Here is a 20,771-nt window from a genome sequence, read left to right on the forward strand (position 1 = left end):
ATGACACTCGACGACTTTCAATTCGCCAGCATCCTGGTATCGACCGTGCGCAATGCGCCCGTCCTGATCTTTGCCGCCATGGCCGGCCTGTTTGCCGAACGCAGCGGCATGATCGACATCGGCCTGGAAGGCAAGATCCTGGCCAGCGCCTTCGCTTCCGCCGCCGTGGCCTACACGACGCAAAATCCGTATTACGGCATGGCTGCCGGCATGCTCGTCTGCGTCGCCCTGGCCCTGCTGCAGGCCTACGTCAGCATCACGCAAAAGGGCAACCAGCTGGTGGCCGGCATGGCGATCAATATCGCCATGAGCGGACTGACGTTTGTGCTGGCGCAGTTCTTCTTCCAGCAAGGCGGTCGCACGCCCGACCTCGGTTCGGCGCGTCTGTTCGACGTCGTCTTGCCGGGCACGCAGTACGTGGAGCACATCCCGTTCATCGGCTGGGTCTACGCCCACCTGATCGGCGGCCATTCCATCCTCGTCTACGTGGCGTTCCTGTTGATCCCGCTCGTGCACTGGCTGCTGTACCACACGCGCTTCGGCCTGCGCTTGCGCGCCTGCGGCGAAAACCCGCATGCGGCCGACTCGGCCGGCGTGAGCGTGGAAGCGACGCGCTACCTGGCCATGCTGGTGGCCGGCATCCTGTGCTCGTTCTCGGGCGCGTACCTGGCCATCGTGCAAAGCGGCTTCTTCCTGCGCGACATGTCGGCCGGTGCCGGCTACCTGGCCCTGACGGCCATGGTGTTCGGCAACTGGCGTCCCGTCTACACCTTCCTCGGCTGCCTGATGTTCGGCTTCTTCGCCGCCATCCAGATCCAGATCGAAGGCGTGGACTTGCCGGTCGTGGGCCGCATCCCGGGCTCCTTGATCCAGATGGTGCCGTACGTCGTCACCGTGATCGTGCTGGCGGGCTTGATGGCGAAATCCATCGCACCAAAAGCAATTGGTATCCCGTTCGTGAAATCGCGCTAAGTTTCAGCCTGCGCCAACGAAAAGCGAAGCCTCAGGGCTTCGCTTTTTTTACGCCTGAGCAATCTCGTCCAGCGAGAAAAACACGGACAGACCCTGGCTGCGTGCCACCGCCACCATCTGGTCGGCGCCCTGGGACGCCCCGCCAATGCGCAGCACGGCATCGCAATGGCTCAATAAGCGCGTCGCATGCGCGTGGAACAGCTGCTCATACACGGCGTCACCCACCCGGCTTGAGCCGGCCAGCGCCAGCATGGGCAAGGCCAGCCATTCACCGAGCACGGGTATGTGTCCCTTGGCATACAAGGGCAGGCAGACGGCTTCCATGGCCGCCACATTCGCCGCCATCAGGGCGGGATCGTCGCCCGTGCCGGAGCGATACGGGCCGGCAACGAGGATCTGCATACCTTGTTTGACCGGCATCAGTTGCAGCTGCGCATGCTGCAGCAACATGATGGTCTTGCCGTCGCAGATGCGGCCGTCGGCCACCATCCGCATCGCCTGCGCCAGGGCCAGTTCCAGAACTTCAATATCTTCGCCTTCGTGCGCCAGGCCGCCGCCGTCGCCGATACGGCTGGCCGGGTCGTATTCGGCGACAAAGAAATGCAGGCGCTCCGTCACGGAGCCGGGACTCATGAAGGCCTGGAATATCTTGTGCACCTGCCCCACCCGGTAGCCGGTTTCCTCTTCCACCTCGGAGCGGATGCGCTGCTCCGCGCTGGCCTCCTCCAGCAAGCCGGCCGCTGATTCGATCAGGAAACCATCGTGGCCTTCGCGGTAGGTGGGAAAACGGAACTGGCGGATCAGGATCACCGTGCGCTTGATTTTGTTGTAGAGCAGGATGGTGGCGCCATCGCCGCGGTCATAGGTTTCCCGCGTCTGCGTCTGCCATTGGCCATCGCGGCGCAGATAGTCGAACGTGGTCTTTTGCAGCAGATACCAGTCGTGCGACAGGGTTTGCACGCCCTGGATACGGACCCGTTCCTGCTTGCTATTTTCTTCGCGCATAGTGTCTCCTTGTGCTTGCACGGATCGACTTTATCATGCAAACTCGTGCAATATCAAGAAAATACAAGAAAAATCATGCTCACACATCAACGCAAACAATATCTGCTGGACTTGCTCCAGCGCGAAGGTCAGATCGTCGCCAAGGCCGTCAGCGATAGCCTGGGCTTGTCGGAAGACACGATACGGCGCGACCTGCGCGAGCTGGCAAAGGAAGGGTTATTGGAGCGCGTGCACGGCGGCGCCCTGCCCTTGCTGCCAAGTTCGCCCGCGCTGGCGCCGTTTGCGGCCCGCGAACAGATTTCACCGGAAGCCAAGCCCGCCATCGGCCGCGCGGCGGGCGCCATGATACAAACGGGACAAGTGGTGTTTCTCGACGGCGGCACGACCGCCGTGCAACTGGCGCGCCAGCTGCCGCGCGACTTGCGCGCCACCATCGTCACGCACAGTCCGTCGGTTGCCGTCGAACTGGTGAATCATCCTGGCATCGAAGTGCTGATGCTGGGCGGGCGCCTGTACAAGCACTCGATCGTGGGCGTCGGCGCGGCTACCGTGGAAGCCATCGGCCGCATCCGCGCCGACCTGTACTTCATGGGCGTGTCCAGCCTGCATCCGCAAGCGGGCATCACCACCGGGGATTATGAAGAAGCGTGCGTGAAGCGTGCCCTGAGCGACGCGTCTGCCCGCACCGTCGTGCTGGCCTCGCCGGAAAAATTCAATACGGCTTCGCCGTTCCAAATCGCGCCCTTGAGCCAGGTCAACGATATCATCGTGCACCGCGACGTGGCAGACGCCCTGGTCGCGCCCTACCGCGAGATGGGCATCGCCATCACCCTGGCGTAAAAAAAGCGGCCCGCAGGCCGCTTTCGAATGACGTCTTTACCGCGGCCAGATCGCCTGCAGCACGGCCGCCAGGTGATAGCCGCTCTCGATCAGCTGCTGCTTGGCCAGCGCCGAGCTGGGCACGGGATAATTGTCCGGCACCGTCAAGCTCCAGACGTTGTAGACCTCGCCCTTGCGGCTGGTCTGCTGCGTGGCCGGGCCAGCCACCACATCCGTGAAAGCAATCTTCGACGCCGCCAGCGAGGCATCGGCCCATTGATACGGCCAGGTGGCAGGGTCGCCGGTGTTGCTGCTCACTTGTGGCGCGCTGGCGATCACGGAGCGCGCAAACTGCGGCGGCGTGCGCGTGCTCAGGCGGCGCATGGCGTAATCGACCACGGTCGTGTCCCAGTAGGAATGCAAGGGCTTGGTGGGCGACTTCGGATAGCTGCTTGCCGGCTTGGCCGCCCCATCGTCGGCCGGCAGCGGCGCGGGAATCACGGCGTCCGACAGCGCCGTCATCTTCGCATCGTCGAGCAGCAAGTCATTGCCGCCGCGTGCATTGAAAATGGCGACGTCATCGATCTGTGCCTGCGTGGCGGGCACGAAAAACTGGCCATCCTTGCCGAGAAACGCATTGCCCACATGCAAAGGCTGGTGGATATCGCCTACCAGATGCGTGATCAGGATCAGGGCTTCGCGCTGGCTGAAGCCGTGCGGATTGCTGGCCGCATCAGCCTTGCCTTGCAATACCAGGATCGCCTGCTTGAGCGTCTGCACGATATCGTCGTCGGCCGTGCCCACGCCATGGTCGTGGTAGTGCGCGCTCTGGAACGGCACGTTCGTGTAGTGGTATTCGCCATGCTTGGGGTTGGCCGCTACATAGGTCAGCATTTCCGGCGATTGCGGACCGCAATACGTGCCTTTCACGCAATCGGGCCAGTTGGCGATCTTTTCCAGGCTTTCGCCAGGCAACAGCAACTTGGCCACTTGCGCCTGGGCAGCGCTACCCTTGAGCAATTGATCGGCGATGGCGCCCACGGCGCGGTGGCCGTCGTTGCCCCACGCCAGCACATTACCGGAAGCAAAAGCGGCGCCAAGCGCCAGCACACTCAGCAGTTTTTGCATGTTCACCATTACTCCTTGCCTTGCGGCGTGGCCTTGGCCGGCTTCGGATACTGCTTGTTGATGTCGATCGGCTGCGCATACGCCGAGCTCCACGTCTGCTCATGCAGCGCGGCAATGCGTTGCGCCATCTGTTCATTGCGCAGCACCACTTCCAGGTTGCGCGACAAGTCGAAATAGCCGCCCGCCCAGTTGCTGGTGCCGACCCAGGCCAGCTTGCCGTCGATGGTCATGGTCTTGCTATGAATCACGCGTGCGAACGGAATGAAACCGGTCGACGCCGCAGGAATCGTCACGATGCGGATGTCTACGTTCGGCACCAGGGCCAGGCTTTTCAGGTAGGCGATGGCCGGTGCTTCCGTGTTCCAGCTTGATACCATCAGCTTGATCTTCACGCCGCGCTGGGCGGCCGCGCGCACGGCGTTGTCGATCACGGCGTAGTACGGCCGCGTGCGGTTCGGGCCGTAGGACAGCGGTGCGTAATCGAGCAGCTGGATGCGCACTTCGCTTTGCGCTTGCGCCAGCAAGGCGGGCAAGCCAGTTTCCGAGTCGCCCACGCCAGCCGGGTTGTAGGCGTTCGGGCTGGCCAGCAGGAAAGCGTTTTGCGCGTAGTTGGCGGGTACTACCTTGCTGTTGAGCACTGTGACGCGGCTGCCTTGCGACGTCAATGCCTGGGCTTGCCAATCCTGTTCGAAGATGGCTTGCACCTGGCTCACCATGGCGGGCTCCGTGATTCTCAAGCCCGTTTCATGGATGTGCTCGAACGAACGCCAGTCGAAATTCTGGCTGCCGATGTACGCCACCTGGCCATCGACGGCCAGGTATTTTGCATGCACGATGCCGTTGCCCGTGATTTTATTGAAGTCGATCAGGCGCAAGTCCAGGTTCGGAATCGCCTTGATCTGGGCGATGGTGGCCGCTTCCGACAAGCCCACGCCCTTCTGGTCCAGCAGGAAGCGGATTTTTATACCGCGCTGGCCGGCAGCCGTCAGGCTGGCCAACACCTTTTCAAAGGCCGTGCCCGGTTTGCTGACGGCGTAGAACTGGGCGATGACGATCTCTTTTTTTGCCGAATCGAACAATTCGGTCCACACGGCGACGGGCTCGCGCAGGTCGGGATTCGTCAAGCTCGTTTCCACGGGCGACGTGTGCACGAGCTCAAAGCCGGGAATGGTGAAGTCCGCGTGGGCCGTGCCCGCGAACAGACTGGAAATAACGACAGAAACAAATAAGCGACGCATGGTTTTTTCCTGGTAAAGATTATTTGACGCGCACGATGCGGCCGGCCGCCGTGGCGCTGCCAGCGGGCTTGCCGGCGCGCGCGCGGGCGGTCAGGTAATTGCTGAAGGCGTCGATGTCGCGCACGCCCGTGTCGAGCCGGCGCGTGCCGGCCGCCAGCACGGTGAAGCGGTCGCCGCCGCCGGCAAGGAAACTGTTGGCGGCGACACGGTATTGTTGATTGTCTTCAAGAGGAATGCCATTGAGCATGATGCTGCCCGACAGCACGCGCTGGCCTTGCGGCTGCGTGCTGTCCCAACGGTAGCTAAACCCTTCGGACACTTGCAGCAGGTTGCCCTCTTCCGCCTCGGCACCCGGCCATTGCTGCTCGAGCAAAGTGCGGATTTGCGCGCCGGACAGGCTGACGACGATCAAGGTATTGCCGAACGGGACCACAGCCTGATTCTGGCCCACGTTCGTCATCAGGTCGGCGCCCGCTTCCAGGTCCTTGCGGATGCCGCCATTGTTCATCAGGCCGATTTGTGCCCCAGCAGCGCGTGCGCCGAACAGGGTGCTGTCGGCCACCAGGTCGCCCAGCGCGGAAGCGCCACCGCCCTTGGTGCTGCGGCCCACGGTGGGCACGGCGATGGCGGCCACGGGACGCGACAACTCGGCCGCGCTGCGCTGCTTGACCGATGCCAGATAGGCTGCCACGGCCGGGTCCGGCTCATACATGCCTGGCAACATGACGACGTTTTGTGCGCTGGCATCGATCAGCGCATTCTTGACGGGATCGACCTGGAGCTTGATGCGCGTGAGCATATGCCCGCCCATCTGCGCCTGCGTCACCAGCCGGCCATCGACACGGCACAGGTAACCCTGGTGCGAATGACCGCTGATGACCAGCTGGATCGCGGGGTCGAGGCGCTTCACCACGTCGACCACTTCGCCCTTCAGGTGGCTGCAATCGGGCTGGTCGACGGCTTCCTTCGTCTCGCCGCCCTGATGCAGCAGCACGACGAACACGCCCACGCCCTGCGCGCGCAGTTGCGGCAAGGTGGCGTTGATGGCATCCGCCTCATCGCCGAACTGCAGGCCGGCAATGCCGGCGGCCGTTACCACGGACGGCGTATCTTTCAGCACGGCGCCGATCAGGCCCACCTTGACGCCATGCGCCTCTTCGATCCGGTAGGCGGGCAGCAGGGACTTGCCCGTTTGCGTGTCGATCACATTGGCCGCCATATAGGTATAACTGGCGCCCTTGAAGTCGGGCGTGAACTTGCAGGCCTTGTCGGCGCGCGACGACTCGCAGCCGCCGCGCTGCTGGCGCAGCAATTCCGCCTTGCCCTGGTCAAATTCATGGTTACCGACGGAACTGGCCCTCATGCCCAGCATGTTCATGGCGACGATGCTCGGTTCGTCCGCCCACAGCGCCGACATGGCGGGGCTGGCGCCGACCAGGTCGCCATTGCCGACAAAAATCAGTTGCGCATCTTCTCGCCGCCACGCCGTCAGGGCGCCGGACAAGGTATCGATGCCGCCGGCCTGCACCGTCTTGCGCTCGGCGTCGGCGACGCTCGTGTAGCTGAATTTGCTGCGGTCGAGGTTGCCGTGAAAATCGTTGAGGGCGACCAGGCTCACTTCAATCGGGCCGCTCGGAGCAGGCGCCAAGTTGCTGCAGCCAGACAGGATGAGGATCAGGGCCGCGGCAGCGACCGGAGTGCGTAAGAAGTGAGCCATGGAATGATATTTATTGAAAAAGGGAAAGAGTAAACCATCTTGTGTATAAAAAAAAACGGCTGGTGTCGCCACCAGCCGTTTTTTAATTTGCCAAGCTACGGGGCAAGCACGAGATTAGAATTCGTACTTGACCGTTGCTTGCAGCGCCCATTGCGATTCGCCTTTGACTTGACGCGTTTCCAGGCTTTCCACCACAGGACGGGTGTTGTACACATACTTGCCGTTTTGCATACCGGCATAGTCAACGAAGCTGCGCACCTGGCCACCGGCGCCCTGGAAGCCCACTTCATTGATGCGGCCCCATTTGCGGTTCAGCAGGTTACCGACGTTCAGGATATCGAAGGTAATGATACCTTTGTTACCCTTGAAGAAGCCCGGTACTTCCTGGCTCATGCGCACGTCGAAGCTGTTGGTCCATGGAGAAAAGCTCTCGTTACGGCCGATTACGCCACCTTTGGCTTTACGCAGATCACCATTGGCGTTGACCACTTTCCAGAACGCTGCCTCGTTGGCGGCGCGCGCTGCTGGCGTCGCACCGGAGAACACCACTTCGCCCGAACCTGGCGCGCTAGGGATGTACATCAGGTCGTTGCCAGCCAGGCCGTCACCGTTCAAGTCATTGTTGACGGTCCAGCTGTATGGCTTGCCGCTACGGCCCTCATAGAACAGACCGAACGTGGTCTTGTATTCGCCGAAGAAACGTTTTTGCCAATTGACGTTGGCGGTAAAGCGATCCTTGACCAGATAGTTCGAGTTCGACGCAACATTCTCGTTCGGATTGAAGACGGCACGACCGCCCCAGTTCGAGCTCGAGGTCGACGACGTCAGCGGCGATACTTCAGTGCCATCGGTATAGGTGTACGACGAGCCCCACGACAGGCCATCACGAGTCGGGCTGCGCACCGACAGGGTCAGCACGTTCGACTCGCCCTTGTCGGTATTTTTAGCCATCAGCACCTGGCCGAAGGCGGCATTGCTGCCAGCCTTGGTCAAGGCGCTGCAATTGGCGCCGCCGATCAGGGCGCCATTTGCATTCCAGCAAGCCGTATTGTAGGCGTTAGGACCATAGTACATTGGACGGCCATCGCTACCGGTTGCCGTTGGCGCGCCCATGTTCAGCTCTTCGTAGTAAATCGCGCTCTTGGTCTGGAAACGCAGGTATTCCGCGCTGACAATCAGGCCCATCCATGGCAGCTCATGTTCGATGGCCAGGTTGGCTTTCCATACCGATGGTTGCGCCAGGTTCGGGCTCAGGGCATCGACCTTCATTGCCGGGATAACCGCTGGCACGCTCGTTGGCTGCTTGGTTGGATCGGGATTGAAGAAGCCATCGGTGGTCGGGCAAGTGCCGGCCGACGAGGCGCAGGTAATGTTCTGGGTTGCCATACCGGTGTTCTGGTATGGATTGCCCAGCCAGACGCTCATCGCCGCGCCCTGGAACAAGCCGAAGCCGCCGCGAATTTGCGTCGGACGCGCCGATTCCAGCTTGTAGTTGAAGCCAAAACGTGGCTGATACAGGTTTTCGCCGTCGATGGTATGCGAGTTATCGATACCGAAACCGCCGGTCTGACGACCGTTAGGCGTAGTACGAGCGACAGTTGCCTGTGCTGCACGCGCATTGTAGATCGGCTTTTCGCCGATGCGGGTGCCGTCGATGCGCAGGCCGGCAGTCAACGTCAGCTGCTTGTTGACTTCCCAGGTATCTTGCAGGAACAGGCCGATGTTTTTCAGCGAGAACGTCGCCACGGCATCGTCCAGCGTACGGCCTGCTTGTGGCACCTGATAGGTGTACGAGCTAGGACGGCCACGGCTGAAGTTTTCCAGCACGGCTGCCTGCAATTGCGCTGCCGTGGCAGAACCGCAGTTGATGGCGCCGAACGAATAGGCAAACGTGGCACTGCTGTTAATACAGCCGAAGGTGTAGTTACCGTTGACGTTTTGCAGGAACGCATTATAGATGTCGTTCTTGCTGTAGTCGGAGCCGAACTTGACTTCATGGTCGCCCAGCGACCACGTACCGGCTGCGTAGAAATCCTTGGTTTTGGTGCCAAGAATGTTACGCTGACGGCTCAGTTCAGTACCAAAGTTCAGGAAGCGGTTGCCGGTAGCCAGGTTCGAAGGTGCGCCAGCTGGCAGCGCGCCGCTGAACTGCAGGCCGATTGCCGGCAGATAAGCGTTGTTGCGCGGTACGCTGTCGTAGTCGCGCGACGACACTTTGACTTCGGTCGAGAAGGTCGGGGTCCACTCGGCGGTCCATTGAGCAACCAGGGTTTCCAGGCTCTTGTTCTGGTCATACCAGTACGAGCTCAGCGACAGGCCGGTGCCGGAAAAACCGGTATAAATCGGCTCGGACTGTTCGGTCTTGGTGTAGCGCAGCATCATGCGCTGGGTGTCGGTCAGGTTCCAGTCCAGCTTGAGCAACTTTTCCGTCGCCGTGAATTCGGAACCCGCAGGAACTGCCGAAGTACCAGCATCGATACCATATTTATCCTTGGCAATAGCAATCGCGCTATCGATGGCGCCTTGGGTAATGGCAACGTTGGTCTGTGCGCTGCCGACAGGACCGAATGCTGGCGCGCCGCGCGAGCTGGTGGTTTTTTCGTAGTTGGCAAACAGGAACAGCTTGTCTTCGATCAGCGGGCCACCGAGGGTAATACCCTTGGTGGTGTCTTTCGATTTTGGCGGTGCGTAGTAAGTATCGTCGGTGCTGTTGTAACGGTCGCCCGACATGGTGTCGTTACGGAAAGCGTAGTAGACACTACCCTTGACCTTGTTGGTGCCCGATTTGGTCACGGCGTTGACGTTCGCGCCGGTGTAGCCTTTTTGAGTGACGTCATAGTTGGCAACGTTAACCTGCACCGACTGGATCGCTTCGATCGAGATCGGCTGCTTGCCGGTCGCGGTACCAGACGCTTCCAGGCCGAACGTGTCGTTCACGGCCACGCCGTCAATCGTCATCGAGTTGTAACGCGAGTTTTGACCGGCAACGGAGATTTCACCGCGCTCTTTGTCGGTTTGCGACAGGCGTGGGTCGGCGCGGGCATAGTCTTGCAGGCTGCGCGAGATCGATGCCTGGGTAGCCAGTTCGGTCGGGCCGATATTGGTGCCGGCGCCCATGTTGTTGCGGTTGAAAACCTGATTACGAATGGCATTGGTGCTGACTTTCACCACTTGCATGTCGGCGCCCAGCGTGGCGTCGACGTTGGCCGTTTCGGCCAGGGCGATATACACGCCTTCGCGTTTTTCAACCACGCCATTCTTGGTAATGGTGATCGTGTAAGGACCACCTGCGCGCAGGCCGCGTGCGACATAACGGCCTTCTGCATCGGTGGTCACGTTGCTGGCCGAACCGGACTCAACGTGAACGATATTGACTTGCGCGCCAGCTGCCGGCTTGCCGTCAGTGGCCGAGATACGGCCGCCAATGGAAGACGTAGTGTTCTGTGCGAACGATGGTGCCGCTGCCAGTGCAATAGACAGGCTTAACGCGATTTGCGTCAGCCGAAGTCGCTTGTGATTGATCATCTTTAACCCCAGAAAAGACTATTATTTTTTGAAAATCCTGGATTGCCCCACCGTCCGGCTGCGCCGCACAGCAACACAAACACAACATTTCCTCTTTACGATGCTGCAACTGTTACGCCGGCGGGACTGGCTGCGGTCCTGACAAGACCATCACAAAACGCCGCTCCACACATCACAACTATTCATATCCAGACAATAACGGCGGAAGAAAACTGCGACCGATCCGTACGACCCAGGGCGCTAGCACCTGTGTCATTCATCCCACATGCTTACCCGGCTAACATGGCAAGCCGCGAGTGTAATTGTTAAATATTTCAAGACTGTGACACGGAGGCAAAATACAGAAGAATGTCGTCATTTAGCTGTGCGACTGTTTGTTTCACTCTGCATCTCACCTTTATTTACTGCAAATACCCATCTTCATACGATATCGCCCAGATGAATTGTGACTTTTTAATATCATCTTCATCTCACTATGCATCATCAAAAAATGGATGACAAATACGATTTTTTTTACATATTTATATATTTAAAATATAAATAGCATGGGGTAACTAGCTGGATTGATATCGTGCTGACAGCGTCCGGGCTTATGGCGCGTGATTATAAATGAGCAATATGTACTTGAAATTGATTCATCCATGAAATCAGATAAAGTCGTGTATCTACTGTTAATTGTGTCGCATGGCCGCCACAAAATTAACAAAATAACAGCGCGACATTTAAGATGAGGAATAAAAAATGGCCGGAAGATCCGGCCATTTGAGAGTATCAGTTCTGAACGTCGCGCAACTTACGGTTTTCCACCCTTGCCTGCCTTGTCGGCTGCGGCAATTTGCGCTTCAAAACGGGTGAAACGGGCATCGAGCGCTTTCAGCAAACGCTGCTTGTCCGCTTCCGCCAGGAAGGAATAGCGCAGGCTGTTGTACGACAGCTTTTTGATTTCCGCATAATCGGTCTTGTACTGGCTGGCAAACAGTACGTATTCATTCGACAGGGTATTGCGCGACACGCCAGCATCGTCCGTCGAGATCACGAACGGCACACCATACTTGCGGTACAGGGTAATCGGATGGGCCTGCCCCTTGATACCGAGTATGTAATCGTTGCTGGTCAGATTCACTTCCACGGGGATGCCCCGTTCGCGCATCTTTTGCATGGTTGCCAGCGCGTTGTTTTCGTACGCGATATCCATGCCGTGGCCGATACGGTCGGCGCCCGCCACATCGACGGCTTCGGCGATATGGAAGGCCATGCCTTCCGGCGGCACCATGCCCAGCGCCAGCTCGCCCGCGTGCAGGGCGATCTTCACGTTCGGATATTTGGCCTTGAGGAACTTGAACATTTCCATGTGCAGGCTGTAGTCGCGCATGGACACGTTCACGCTTTCCTGGCCCACGATGTTCACGCCGACCAGCAGCGGATTCACGCTCGCCGCCTTGAACGCGGCCACCATGGACGAGAACACTTGCGATGGCGACAGGAAACGCAATACATACGCCTGGTAGCGCATGGTGAAGTTCGCGTCATCGATGCCGGCGCTGCTGGCGTTGACGTTGTCGTTGTAGGCGGTGATGCTTTTCTGGAAGCCGGCATCCTGCTCCAGGTTCTGCGACCAGTTGGCCAGCACGGCTTGCAACGCTGCCGGCTGCAAGCCCGGCGCCAGCACCTGCTGGTCGAACTGCGCGTTTTGCACGAATGGCGACAGCTCGAAAATCGTCTCGATGTAGCTGAGGTTTTCCGCGATGGCGCGCTGCTTCAGGGTTTTCAGGCCATCGGCCGTGTTGCTCGACGCGACGGGACCGAAGTAGCCGAAGGTATCAAAAAAGGTGCGGTCCGGTGGCGTCTGGATGGCACCGTGGTTATAAAAATCCTTGGTCGACCAGCGCTGCAGCAATTCCGCATACAAGCCCGCATCGGCAAACACTTCCGTGGACGACAGGCAGGCACGCTGCGCGGCCGGCTTGGCGCGCTCGGCCGCCACAACGTCCTTATTGCTTTCGATGCGGTAAGTTGTCTTGTTGACGCAATAGTTTTCCTTGTCTACCCAGTCGAGGAATTGCTCGGCGTAAATGGCGCCCGAGTAATGATGATGCAGATCACCGCCCTTGGGCATCATGGAAAAGAACAGGCTCAACTCGGCTGTCTTCGGCTGCGCACCGGCAACCAGAGCGGCAAAATGGCGCGCGGTGGCCGCCTCGTTGGAAGACGGGGCGGCCTTGGCGGCCTGCGCCGTTCCGGTCAATGCCAGCGCGGCGCCAAGCGCCAGGCCAGTGAGTTTCTTGTGCATTCGCGTTCTCGCTCAGGATAATTCGTGTTGAACAACGGGTAGGTCAGCCCTGCCCCCGCACATGCACGCATTGCCCGCCTGAATAGGTGGCGGCCACGGCACGGTCGTCGCCCAGCAGCGCAAAGGCAAACAGCAATTCCTCCAGGCTTTGACAGCCGGCCGTGCGGCGCTCGAGCAGCGGCGTCGACTGCTTGTCGAGCACGATGAAGTCCGCTTCCGTGCCAGCCGTGAAATTGCCCAGGGTGCCTTCCAGTTGCATGGCGCGCGCCGCGCCCAGGGTCGCCAGGTAAAACATGCGCAAGGCGGGCAGATAGCTGCCTTTCAAGCGTGCTACTTTATAGGCTTCGTTCATTGTTTGCAACATCGAGAACGAGGTGCCGCCGCCCACATCGGTGGCCAGCGACAGCAGCACTTTCGCCGCATCGGCCCGCTCGAAATCGAACAGGCCGCTGCCGAGGAACAGGTTGGACGTAGGGCAAATGGCGGCCGCCGAGGACGTTTCCGCCATGCGCGCGCGGTCGCGCTCGTCGAGCCAGATGCAATGGCCGAACATGGCGCGCGGGCGCAGCATGCCGTACTGGTCATACACGTCGAGGTAGCTGCGCGCCTGCGGGTGCAGTGCGCGCACCCAGCGGCATTCATCTTCGTTTTCCGACACGTGCGTCTGCAAATACGTATCCGGGTAGGCGCGCGCCAGCTCGCCCGCCAGATGCATCTGTTCATTGGTCGAGGTCGGCACGAAACGGGGCGTGAGCGCGTACAGCGAACGGCCGTGCTTGTGCCAGCGCCGGATCAGCTCTTCGCTTTCGCGCGCGCCCGACTCGGCCGTATCGCGCAGGAACTCGGGACAGTTGCGATCCATCATGACCTTGCCCGCCACCATGCGCAAGCCGCGCGCCTCGCTGGCGCCAAAGAAGGCATCGACCGATTGCGGATGCACGCTGCCATACACCATGGCCGTGGTGGTGCCGCAGCGCAGCAGTTCGTCGAGGAAAAACTCGGCCACGTTGCGCGCATGCTCGGGATTCTCAAACGCGCGCTCGGTCGGAAAGGTGTACGTTTCCAGCCACGGCAGCAAACCGGGTGCGGGCGAGGCGATCATTTCCGTCTGCGGGAAGTGCAGATGCGTATCGATGAAACCGGGCACGATCAGCTTGCCGCGATAATCGACGATCTGCGTGCCGGGTGGCAAAGTCGCTTGCAACTGCGCATAATCGCCGGCGGCCACGACCTTGCCATCGGCCACGATCAGCAAGCCGTCCGCATGCCAGGCGTGCGCCTCCTCGCTAAAGGCGGGATCGGCGTGGAAGTGCAGCAAGCTGGCTCGGTAAGCTTGCAATGTGGCAGGAACAATCGGCATGACTTCTTTCTATAACGGGTGAATGGCGGCGCATGTCCGGCGTCGCGGTGGCGCGCTGGCAGAGGCCAGCCGCAGCGGTGCGGCCAGGACGGCAGCGGCCGCCTCTTCCCACACCATCAGTAATTGACAGGCAACGGAGGCGGCGATCACGGCCGGCGCCTTGTTGCGGATGCCGGGCATGCCGATCGGACACACCATGGCGGCGATGCGCTCGTCCGGCACGCCGCGCGCCCGCAGGCGGTGCTCGAACTGCTTGCGTTTCGTGTGCGAACCGATCAAGCCGAACCAGCCAGCATCCTCGCGCTCCATGATGGCTTGCGTCAAGCGTTGATCGAGCGCATGGCTATGCGTCATGACGAGAAAACTGCCGCCGGGCGGCGCCATGGCGACAAATTCCTCGGGCGTGTCGGTGGCGGCGATGCGGACATTATCAGGTAGTTGCGTGGGAAACATGTCTTCGCGCTCATCGACCCAGGTGATATTGCAGGGCAAGTGGGCCAGCGCGCGCACGATGGCGGCGCCCACGTGGCCGGCGCCAAACAAGGTCAGGTGGGCGCGCGGCGCCAGGCAGGGATCGACCAGCCAGCGCCGCCCTTCGCTGCCCTGCGCAACATGGGTAACGCGTTCGCGCGCGAACGTATCGGGCGCCTGTGCGCCTGTGCCTACAATCAAGCTACCGGCGGCATCAAACAGCGCCGAGGCAGGTTCACCGTCGAGCGCCGTCAAACGCCAGCTGTCTTGCTGGCGGCGTTCGCGCAAGGCGACCAGCAACGCATTCAGGCTGGCATCGACATACTCGAAAGCCAGGTGGACGACGCCACCGCAGCATTGCCCCAGGCTGGGGCCCAGCGCAAAACGTTCGAGCCGCGCATGGGTATCGCCCGTGGCCAGCATGGTCTTGGCGATTTCCACGACGCACAATTCCAGATGGCCGCCACCGATGGTATCCATTTGATCATCGAGGCTGACGCGCATCTTCGCACCCACCTCGCGCGGACCGGAACCTTCCACCAGGGCAACCGTCACCAGCACGGATGCCTGCGCGTCATTCTCGATTGCTGTCAGCCAGTCGCTCATCGTCAGCCCCTATGCGCCGGCATGCGCCGCTTGCACGGCCATCACAGCCTTGAGGATTTCCTCGCTGGTGGCGGGCGCATTCAGTGGTGGTTGCACGGCATGATGGCCCACGCTGGAAATGGCATCGCGGATGGCAAAGAACACGGAAAACGGCAACAACAATGGTGGTTCACCCACGGCTTTGGAATGGTGAATGCTGTCTTCCACGTTGCGGTTCTGGAACAGCTGGACGCGAAAATCTTCCGGGCAATCGGAAATGCCGGGGATCTTGTACGTCGATGGTGCATGCGTCATCAGCTTGCCCGCCGCATTCCACCACAGCTGCTCCGTCGTCAGCCAGCCCATGCCCTGAATAAATGCGCCTTCCACCTGACCCAGATCAATTGCAGGATTCAATGACTGGCCCGCATCGTACAAGGCATCGGCACGCAGCAGTTTCCATTCACCGGTCAGGGTATCGACCACCACTTCGGCCACGGCCGCGCCATACGCGTAATACGAAAACGGATGGCCCGTCATCGTCTTCGCATCCCACGACAGGCCAGGCGTGGCATAAAAACCGTCCGACCACAGTTGTACACGGGCCAGATACGCCTTCTGCACCAGCTCGGCAAACGGCACGGCGTGACCATTCACGAGGATATGATTGTCGAAGAAACGAACAGCGTCCGTCTCGCCACCGTACAGTTTGACCGCGTAATCGGCCAGGCGTTCACGGATCTGGCGCGCCGCATCCTGCGCCGCCTTGCCGTTCAGGTCGGCACCGGTGGAGGCCGCCGTGGCCGAGGTGTTAGCTACCTTGCTGGTATCCGTGGCCGTGGCCCGTACCTTGTCCAAGTCCAGGCCCAGTTCGTGCGCCACCACTTGCATGACCTTGGTATTGATGCCCTGCCCCATTTCCGTGCCGCCATGGTTGACCAGTACGGAGCCATCCACGTACACGTGCACGAGCGCGCCTGCCTGGTTCAGATGCGTGACGTTGAAGGCGATGCCGAATTTCAAGGGCGTGAATGCCAGCCCCTTCTTCAGGATCGGGCTGGCCTCGTTGAACGCATCGATGGCCAGGCGGCGCGCGCGGTAATCGCTGCTCGCTTCCAGTTCCGCGACGAGTTCATGAATGACGTTGTCGACGATTTTCTGCCCGTACGGCGTGACGTTGCGTCCCTCGACATCGTTGCGGCCATAGAAATTGAGCAGGCGGATATCGAGCGCATCGCGTTGCAGATGGCGGGCGATTTCATCGATGACGTACTCGATGGCAATGGCGCCCTGCGGTCCGCCAAAGCCCCGGAAAGCCGTGTTCGACTGCGTATTCGTCTTGCCGCAAGCGGCGCGGATGTCCACGTCGGACAGGTAATATGTGTTGTCGAAGTGGCAGACGGCGCGCGTGGCAACAGGGCCGGACAAGTCGGCCGAGTATCCAGCGCGCGTGGTCATGTCGACCTTGGCGGCAAGGATCTTGCCCTCATCGTCATAGCCCACTTCGTATTCATAATAAAAACAGTGGCGCTTGCCCGTCACCAGCATGTCGTCGTCGCGGTCGGCGCGCAATTTGACGGGACGCTTCAATTTCGCCGCCGCAATCGATGCGGCCGCCGCCCACAGGGCCGACTGCGATTCCTTGCCACCAAAACCGCCGCCCATGCGCCGGCATTCGACGGTGATGTTGTGCGAATGCACGCCCAGCGCATGCGCCACCACGTGCTGCATCTCGCTCGGATGCTGGGTCGAACACAGCACCAGCATGCCCTGCGCTTCCTTCGGAATCGCGTAGGAAATCTGTCCTTCCAGATAAAACTGTTCCTGCCCGCCCACATACAGCTGGCCCTTGACCACGTGCGGCGCCCCCTCGAACGCGGCCTGGTAGTTGCCGCGTGTCAGCCGCATCGGCGGCAGCACGTACGATTGCGCGGCCTTGGCCGCTTGCGGCGTCATGATCGCGGGCAATTCCTCATACGACACTTGGGCCAGGCGGGCCGCGCGGCGCGCATGGTCATGCGTATCGGCCACCACGATGAAGATGGGCTGGCCCACGTATTGCACCAGTTCCGCAGCCAGGATGGGATCGTCATGGAGGATGGGGCCGCAGTCATTGGTGCCGGGAATGTCGTGTGCCGTGTAGACGGCGACAACACCCGTAGCGGCGCGCACTGCCGACAAATCCATGGCCGTGATGCGCGCATGGGGCTTTTGCGACAGACCCAGCGCCGCGTGCAAGGTGCCTTGCAGCTCGGCGATATCGTCCGTGTACGTGGCTTGCCCCAACACATGCAATTGCGCCGATTCATGCGGACTGGGCTTGCCCACGGCGGCCCAGGCGGCCGCTTGCAGTTCGGGCGTGGCAGGATGGTTCATGCTGGTCCTTTCAGGCGCGGCAAGCGTAGGCGTTGATGGCAGTGCGCAGCAAAGGCGCACCGGGGCGTGTTTCCAGCCAGAAGCGGCGCAGCAGGTTTTGCGCCGTCGTCATGCGGTAAGTATTCGAGGCACGCATGTCCGACAGCGGCGCGTAATCGTCGGCCAGCAGGCGCATGGCGATGAGCAAGTTCTCTTCCGTCCACGCCTGTCCACGCAAGAATGCCTCCGTTTGCGCGGCGCGCTGCGGCGTGGCCGCCATGCCGCCAAAGGCAATACGCGCGTCAACAATACGCTCGCCATCGAGCTCAAAGGCAAACGCGGCACACACGGCCGAGATATCCTGGTCGAAACGCTTGGCCAATTTATACGTGCGGAAATGCACGTCGGCACGTGGCAAAGGTACGCGCACGGCTTCGACGAATTCGCCTGGCTGCAGATCCTTCTTTTGATAGCCAAGATAAAAACCTTCCAGCGGCATGCTGCGCTGGCCGGCAGGACCGCGCAGCACGATTTCGCTGCCCAGCGCAATCAGCCACGGCATCGAGTCGCCGATCGGCGAACCATTGGCCACATTGCCGCCCAAGGTACCGGCGTTGCGGATCGGCAAGGAAGCAAAGCGCTGCCACAGTTCAGACAGCTCATCGGGATAATGTTCGCACAGCGCCGCATAGGCATCGTTGAGGCTGGCGCCGGCGCCGATATGCAGCTTGTCATCGTTCACGGCGATGGTTTTCAGCGCCGCGACATTACCGAGATAAATGATGTCGCCCAGGTCGCGCAATTGCTTGGTCACCCACAGGCCAATATCGGTGGAGCCGGCCAGCAGGCAGGCTTGCGGCTTTGCCGCGCGCAGCACCACCAGTTCCTCAAGGGTGCGCGGCGCGTGGAAGTGCTGGCCGCCGTGTTCATAGGTAGTCAGGCTGCCGCGCTGCAGCGCCTGCAATTGCACGCGCAACGCATCGCGGTCGAATGCCACATGTGGCAATTCACCCATGCGTCTGGCTGCATCGATGATGGGCCGGTAGCCCGTGCAGCGGCACAGATTGCCTGACAGGGTGTCGTCGATTTCGCAGCGCGTGGGCGTCTCGCCATTCTTCTCCAGATACATGCCCCACAAGGACATGACAAATCCGGGCGTGCAAAAACCGCACTGGGAACCGTGGCACTCAACCATCGCTTGCTGCACCGGGTGCAAGGCACCGTCGGGCTGCTGCAAATCTTCCACGGAAAACAGGGCCTTGCCATCGAGGGTGGGCGTGAGCTGAATGCAGGCATTGACGGCTTTCATCTCGACCTGGTCGTCCACCAGGCTGCCGATGACCACCGTGCAGGCGCCGCAATCGCCTTCGGCGCAGCCTTCCTTGGTGCCCGTGCAATGCAAATCCTCGCGCAGGTGCTGCAACACAGTCTGCGTAGGGGCGGCGTCGCGTACTTCCTGTACGGCACCACGGTAGTAAAAGCGGATCGGTTCTGACATGCTGGCCTCGGTATAGTCCCAGTATAGGAGATTAACACCGGCATACGGGACAACTATATGCAAAGACTGATTTTACTTATCATTCCATCTCAATAGAACTCACTCCTGGAACGGATGCGTCGCATGCCAGTGTTCGGCAATATCGATGCGGCGCGTGATCCACACTTGCTCATGACCCTGTACATAGTCGAGGAAGCGCGCCAGTGCGGCCGCGCGGCCAGGCCGCCCCACCAGACGGCAATGCAAGCCTACCGACAACATCTTCGGTTGATTCAAGCCGTTCGGATCGCCTTCCGCGTACAGCACATCAAAGGCATCTTTCAGATAGTCGAAAAATTGCGTGCCCGAATTAAAGCCCTGCATGGCGGCAAAGCGCATGTCGTTCGTGTCCAGGGTGTAGGGCACGATCAGTTGCGGCTGTACGGCCGGCATGCCAGCGGCATCCGTGTATGCCACCTTGTCCCAGAATGGCAGGTCGTCGCCATAATAATCGGCGTCGTAGCGGAAACCGCCATGCTCGACCACCAGTTTGCGCGTATTCGGGGAATCGCGCCCCGTGTACCAGCCTTGCGGGGCGGAACCCGTCAATTCGCGGATGATTTGCACGGCTTCACGCATGTGTTCGCGTTCCGTTGCTTCATCCATGTTTTGATAGGAAATCCAGCGCAAACCGTGGCAGGCAATCTCGTGACCCAGTTGCTGGAAGGCTGCCACCGCCTCCGGATTGCGTTTCAAGGCCATCGAAACGCCAAACACCGTCAGCGGCAGGCGCCGCTCCTCGAACATGCGCAGCAAGCGCCATAGCCCGGCGCGCGAACCGTATTCGTAAATCGACTCCATGCTCAGGTGGCGCGCAGGAAAAGCGGCCGCACCGATCATTTCCGATAAAAACGTTTCCGATGCAGGATCGCCATGCAACACGCTGTTTTCCGCCCCTTCCTCGTAATTGAGGACGAATTGCAGGGCGATACGGGCCTTGCCCGGCCATTGCGGATGGGGTGGCGTGCGGCCATAGCCGATCAAGTCGCGAGGATAATGTTCGTAATTGTTCATGCGGAGGCGCGCCTATAGGAGGACAATGTTGGCTATATGCCCAATCATATAGCCCGGCGCAGCCACCGGTATATGATTTGCACGATAAGCACATTCACTCACCCTATATACAGGATAGCAAATGGGAAAACTCAGCACGCATGTACTCGATATCGCCCACGGCAAACCGGGAGCCGGCGTCAAGGTCGCCCTGTTTTCAGTCGCGCCGGAAGGAAAAGTGTTATTGAAGATGGATATGACGAACAGCGATGGCCGCTGCAGTTCTCCCTTGCTGGAAGGCGACAGCATGAAAGCAGGGCAATATGAACTGGTGTTCAATGTCGGCGACTATTTCGCCGCCCAAGGAGTGGAATTGCCCTCGCCCCGCTTCATCGACCTGGTCACCCTGTCCTTCGGCATCGCGCATACGGATGAGAACTATCACGTGCCGCTGGTGGTATCGCCCTGGTCGTATTCCACTTACCGCGGTAGCTGATGCCACGAGGCCAACAATGTTGTCGGATTACGCTACGCTAATCCGACCTACCGGACTTTACATGAGCGTAGGTCGGATTAGGCCGCAGGCCGTAATCCGACAGCACCAAACAAAACCCCCAGACGAAAAAAAACCCGCCAATTGCTTGACGGGTTTTTCTCTTACTACTAATAACAAGCCTGACGATAACCTACTTTCACACTGGTTGCAGCACTATCATCGGCGCAAAGTTGTTTCACGGTCCTGTTCGGGATGGGAAGGGGTGGGACCAACTTGCTAT

Annotated in this window: 14 protein-coding genes and 1 rRNA gene; 3 read left to right on the forward strand and 12 right to left on the reverse strand. The window is 60.2% G+C overall.

Annotated elements, in window-relative coordinates:
* Positions 1–972: an ABC transporter permease gene (locus KO538_RS25815; RefSeq protein ID WP_034754516.1), complete on the forward strand. Its 972-nt coding sequence runs from the start codon at positions 1–3 to the stop codon at positions 970–972.
* 48 nt (positions 973–1,020) lie between these two features.
* On the opposite strand, the gene KO538_RS29775 is transcribed toward KO538_RS25815, so the two are convergent.
* Complete coding sequence (locus KO538_RS29775) at positions 1,021–1,977, reverse strand: NUDIX domain-containing protein (protein ID WP_219330085.1); 957 nt, start codon at positions 1,975–1,977, stop codon at positions 1,021–1,023.
* A 75-nt stretch (positions 1,978–2,052) separates the two neighbouring features.
* Between KO538_RS29775 and KO538_RS25825 the strand changes: the two genes are divergently transcribed.
* A complete protein-coding gene (locus tag KO538_RS25825; protein ID WP_219330086.1) occupies positions 2,053–2,817 on the forward strand; it encodes a DeoR/GlpR family DNA-binding transcription regulator in 765 nt (254 codons plus the stop codon).
* Positions 2,818–2,853: 36 nt separating this feature from the next.
* On the opposite strand, the gene KO538_RS25830 is transcribed toward KO538_RS25825, so the two are convergent.
* The 10 genes from KO538_RS25830 to puuE all read right to left on the reverse strand — a co-directional run bounded on the left by KO538_RS25830 (position 2,854) and on the right by puuE (position 20,016).
* Entirely contained in the window at positions 2,854–3,924 is a 1,071-nt protein-coding gene (locus tag KO538_RS25830; RefSeq protein WP_219330087.1) for a S1/P1 nuclease, read from the reverse strand.
* An 8-nt stretch (positions 3,925–3,932) separates the two neighbouring features.
* A complete protein-coding gene (locus tag KO538_RS25835; RefSeq protein WP_219330088.1) occupies positions 3,933–5,162 on the reverse strand; it encodes a phospholipase D-like domain-containing protein in 1,230 nt (409 codons plus the stop codon).
* 19 nt (positions 5,163–5,181) lie between these two features.
* Positions 5,182–6,879 (reverse strand): bifunctional UDP-sugar hydrolase/5'-nucleotidase, encoded by a 1,698-nt coding sequence (locus tag KO538_RS25840; protein ID WP_257620587.1) that lies wholly within the window; start codon positions 6,877–6,879, stop codon positions 5,182–5,184.
* A 114-nt stretch (positions 6,880–6,993) separates the two neighbouring features.
* Entirely contained in the window at positions 6,994–10,404 is a 3,411-nt protein-coding gene (locus KO538_RS25845) for a TonB-dependent receptor (RefSeq protein WP_219330089.1), read from the reverse strand.
* A gap of 793 nt (positions 10,405–11,197) precedes the next feature.
* The gene (locus KO538_RS25850; RefSeq protein WP_219330090.1) at positions 11,198–12,694 is read right to left on the reverse strand and encodes an adenosine deaminase; all 1,497 of its coding nucleotides are present in this window, start codon (positions 12,692–12,694) and stop codon (positions 11,198–11,200) included.
* A gap of 43 nt (positions 12,695–12,737) precedes the next feature.
* Positions 12,738–14,054 (reverse strand): guanine deaminase, encoded by a 1,317-nt coding sequence (gene guaD / locus KO538_RS25855; RefSeq protein ID WP_219330091.1) that lies wholly within the window; start codon positions 14,052–14,054, stop codon positions 12,738–12,740.
* 9 nt (positions 14,055–14,063) lie between these two features.
* Positions 14,064–15,131 (reverse strand): xanthine dehydrogenase accessory protein XdhC, encoded by a 1,068-nt coding sequence (gene xdhC / locus KO538_RS25860; protein WP_219330092.1) that lies wholly within the window; start codon positions 15,129–15,131, stop codon positions 14,064–14,066.
* 9 nt (positions 15,132–15,140) lie between these two features.
* Entirely contained in the window at positions 15,141–17,486 is a 2,346-nt protein-coding gene (gene xdhB, locus KO538_RS25865; RefSeq protein WP_219330093.1) for a xanthine dehydrogenase molybdopterin binding subunit, read from the reverse strand.
* Positions 17,487–17,496: 10 nt separating this feature from the next.
* Positions 17,497–18,963, reverse strand: coding sequence for a xanthine dehydrogenase small subunit (xdhA, locus tag KO538_RS25870; protein ID WP_219330094.1), 1,467 nt, complete (start codon positions 18,961–18,963; stop codon positions 17,497–17,499).
* A 99-nt stretch (positions 18,964–19,062) separates the two neighbouring features.
* Complete coding sequence (gene puuE / locus KO538_RS25875; protein ID WP_219330095.1) at positions 19,063–20,016, reverse strand: allantoinase PuuE; 954 nt, start codon at positions 20,014–20,016, stop codon at positions 19,063–19,065.
* 121 nt (positions 20,017–20,137) lie between these two features.
* Between puuE and uraH the strand changes: the two genes are divergently transcribed.
* Positions 20,138–20,491, forward strand: a complete 354-nt coding sequence (gene uraH, locus KO538_RS25880) for a hydroxyisourate hydrolase (protein ID WP_219330096.1) — start codon at positions 20,138–20,140, stop codon at positions 20,489–20,491.
* 177 nt (positions 20,492–20,668) lie between these two features.
* On the opposite strand, the gene rrf is transcribed toward uraH, so the two are convergent.
* Positions 20,669–20,771 (reverse strand): 5S ribosomal RNA (rrf, locus tag KO538_RS25885); the annotation flags it as partial.

The organism is Janthinobacterium sp. NKUCC08_JDC, assembly GCF_019345575.1.
Lineage (GTDB): Bacteria > Pseudomonadota > Gammaproteobacteria > Burkholderiales > Burkholderiaceae_D > Janthinobacterium > Janthinobacterium aestuarii.

What these genes read in the sequence shown, in the direction of transcription:
- KO538_RS25815 (WP_034754516.1), top strand. Translation starts at nt 1, where the DNA reads ATGACACTCGACGACTTTCAATTCGCCAGCATCCTGGTATCGACCGTG.
- KO538_RS29775 (WP_219330085.1), bottom strand. Translation starts at nt 1,977, where the DNA reads ATGCGCGAAGAAAATAGCAAGCAGGAACGGGTCCGTATCCAGGGCGTG.
- KO538_RS25825 (WP_219330086.1), top strand. Translation starts at nt 2,053, where the DNA reads ATGCTCACACATCAACGCAAACAATATCTGCTGGACTTGCTCCAGCGC.
- KO538_RS25830 (WP_219330087.1), bottom strand. Translation starts at nt 3,924, where the DNA reads ATGCAAAAACTGCTGAGTGTGCTGGCGCTTGGCGCCGCTTTTGCTTCC.
- KO538_RS25835 (WP_219330088.1), bottom strand. Translation starts at nt 5,162, where the DNA reads ATGCGTCGCTTATTTGTTTCTGTCGTTATTTCCAGTCTGTTCGCGGGC.
- KO538_RS25840 (WP_257620587.1), bottom strand. Translation starts at nt 6,879, where the DNA reads ATGGCTCACTTCTTACGCACTCCGGTCGCTGCCGCGGCCCTGATCCTC.
- KO538_RS25845 (WP_219330089.1), bottom strand. Translation starts at nt 10,404, where the DNA reads ATGATCAATCACAAGCGACTTCGGCTGACGCAAATCGCGTTAAGCCTG.
- KO538_RS25850 (WP_219330090.1), bottom strand. Translation starts at nt 12,694, where the DNA reads ATGCACAAGAAACTCACTGGCCTGGCGCTTGGCGCCGCGCTGGCATTG.
- guaD (WP_219330091.1), bottom strand. Translation starts at nt 14,054, where the DNA reads ATGCCGATTGTTCCTGCCACATTGCAAGCTTACCGAGCCAGCTTGCTG.
- xdhC (WP_219330092.1), bottom strand. Translation starts at nt 15,131, where the DNA reads ATGAGCGACTGGCTGACAGCAATCGAGAATGACGCGCAGGCATCCGTG.
- xdhB (WP_219330093.1), bottom strand. Translation starts at nt 17,486, where the DNA reads ATGAACCATCCTGCCACGCCCGAACTGCAAGCGGCCGCCTGGGCCGCC.
- xdhA (WP_219330094.1), bottom strand. Translation starts at nt 18,963, where the DNA reads ATGTCAGAACCGATCCGCTTTTACTACCGTGGTGCCGTACAGGAAGTA.
- puuE (WP_219330095.1), bottom strand. Translation starts at nt 20,016, where the DNA reads ATGAACAATTACGAACATTATCCTCGCGACTTGATCGGCTATGGCCGC.
- uraH (WP_219330096.1), top strand. Translation starts at nt 20,138, where the DNA reads ATGGGAAAACTCAGCACGCATGTACTCGATATCGCCCACGGCAAACCG.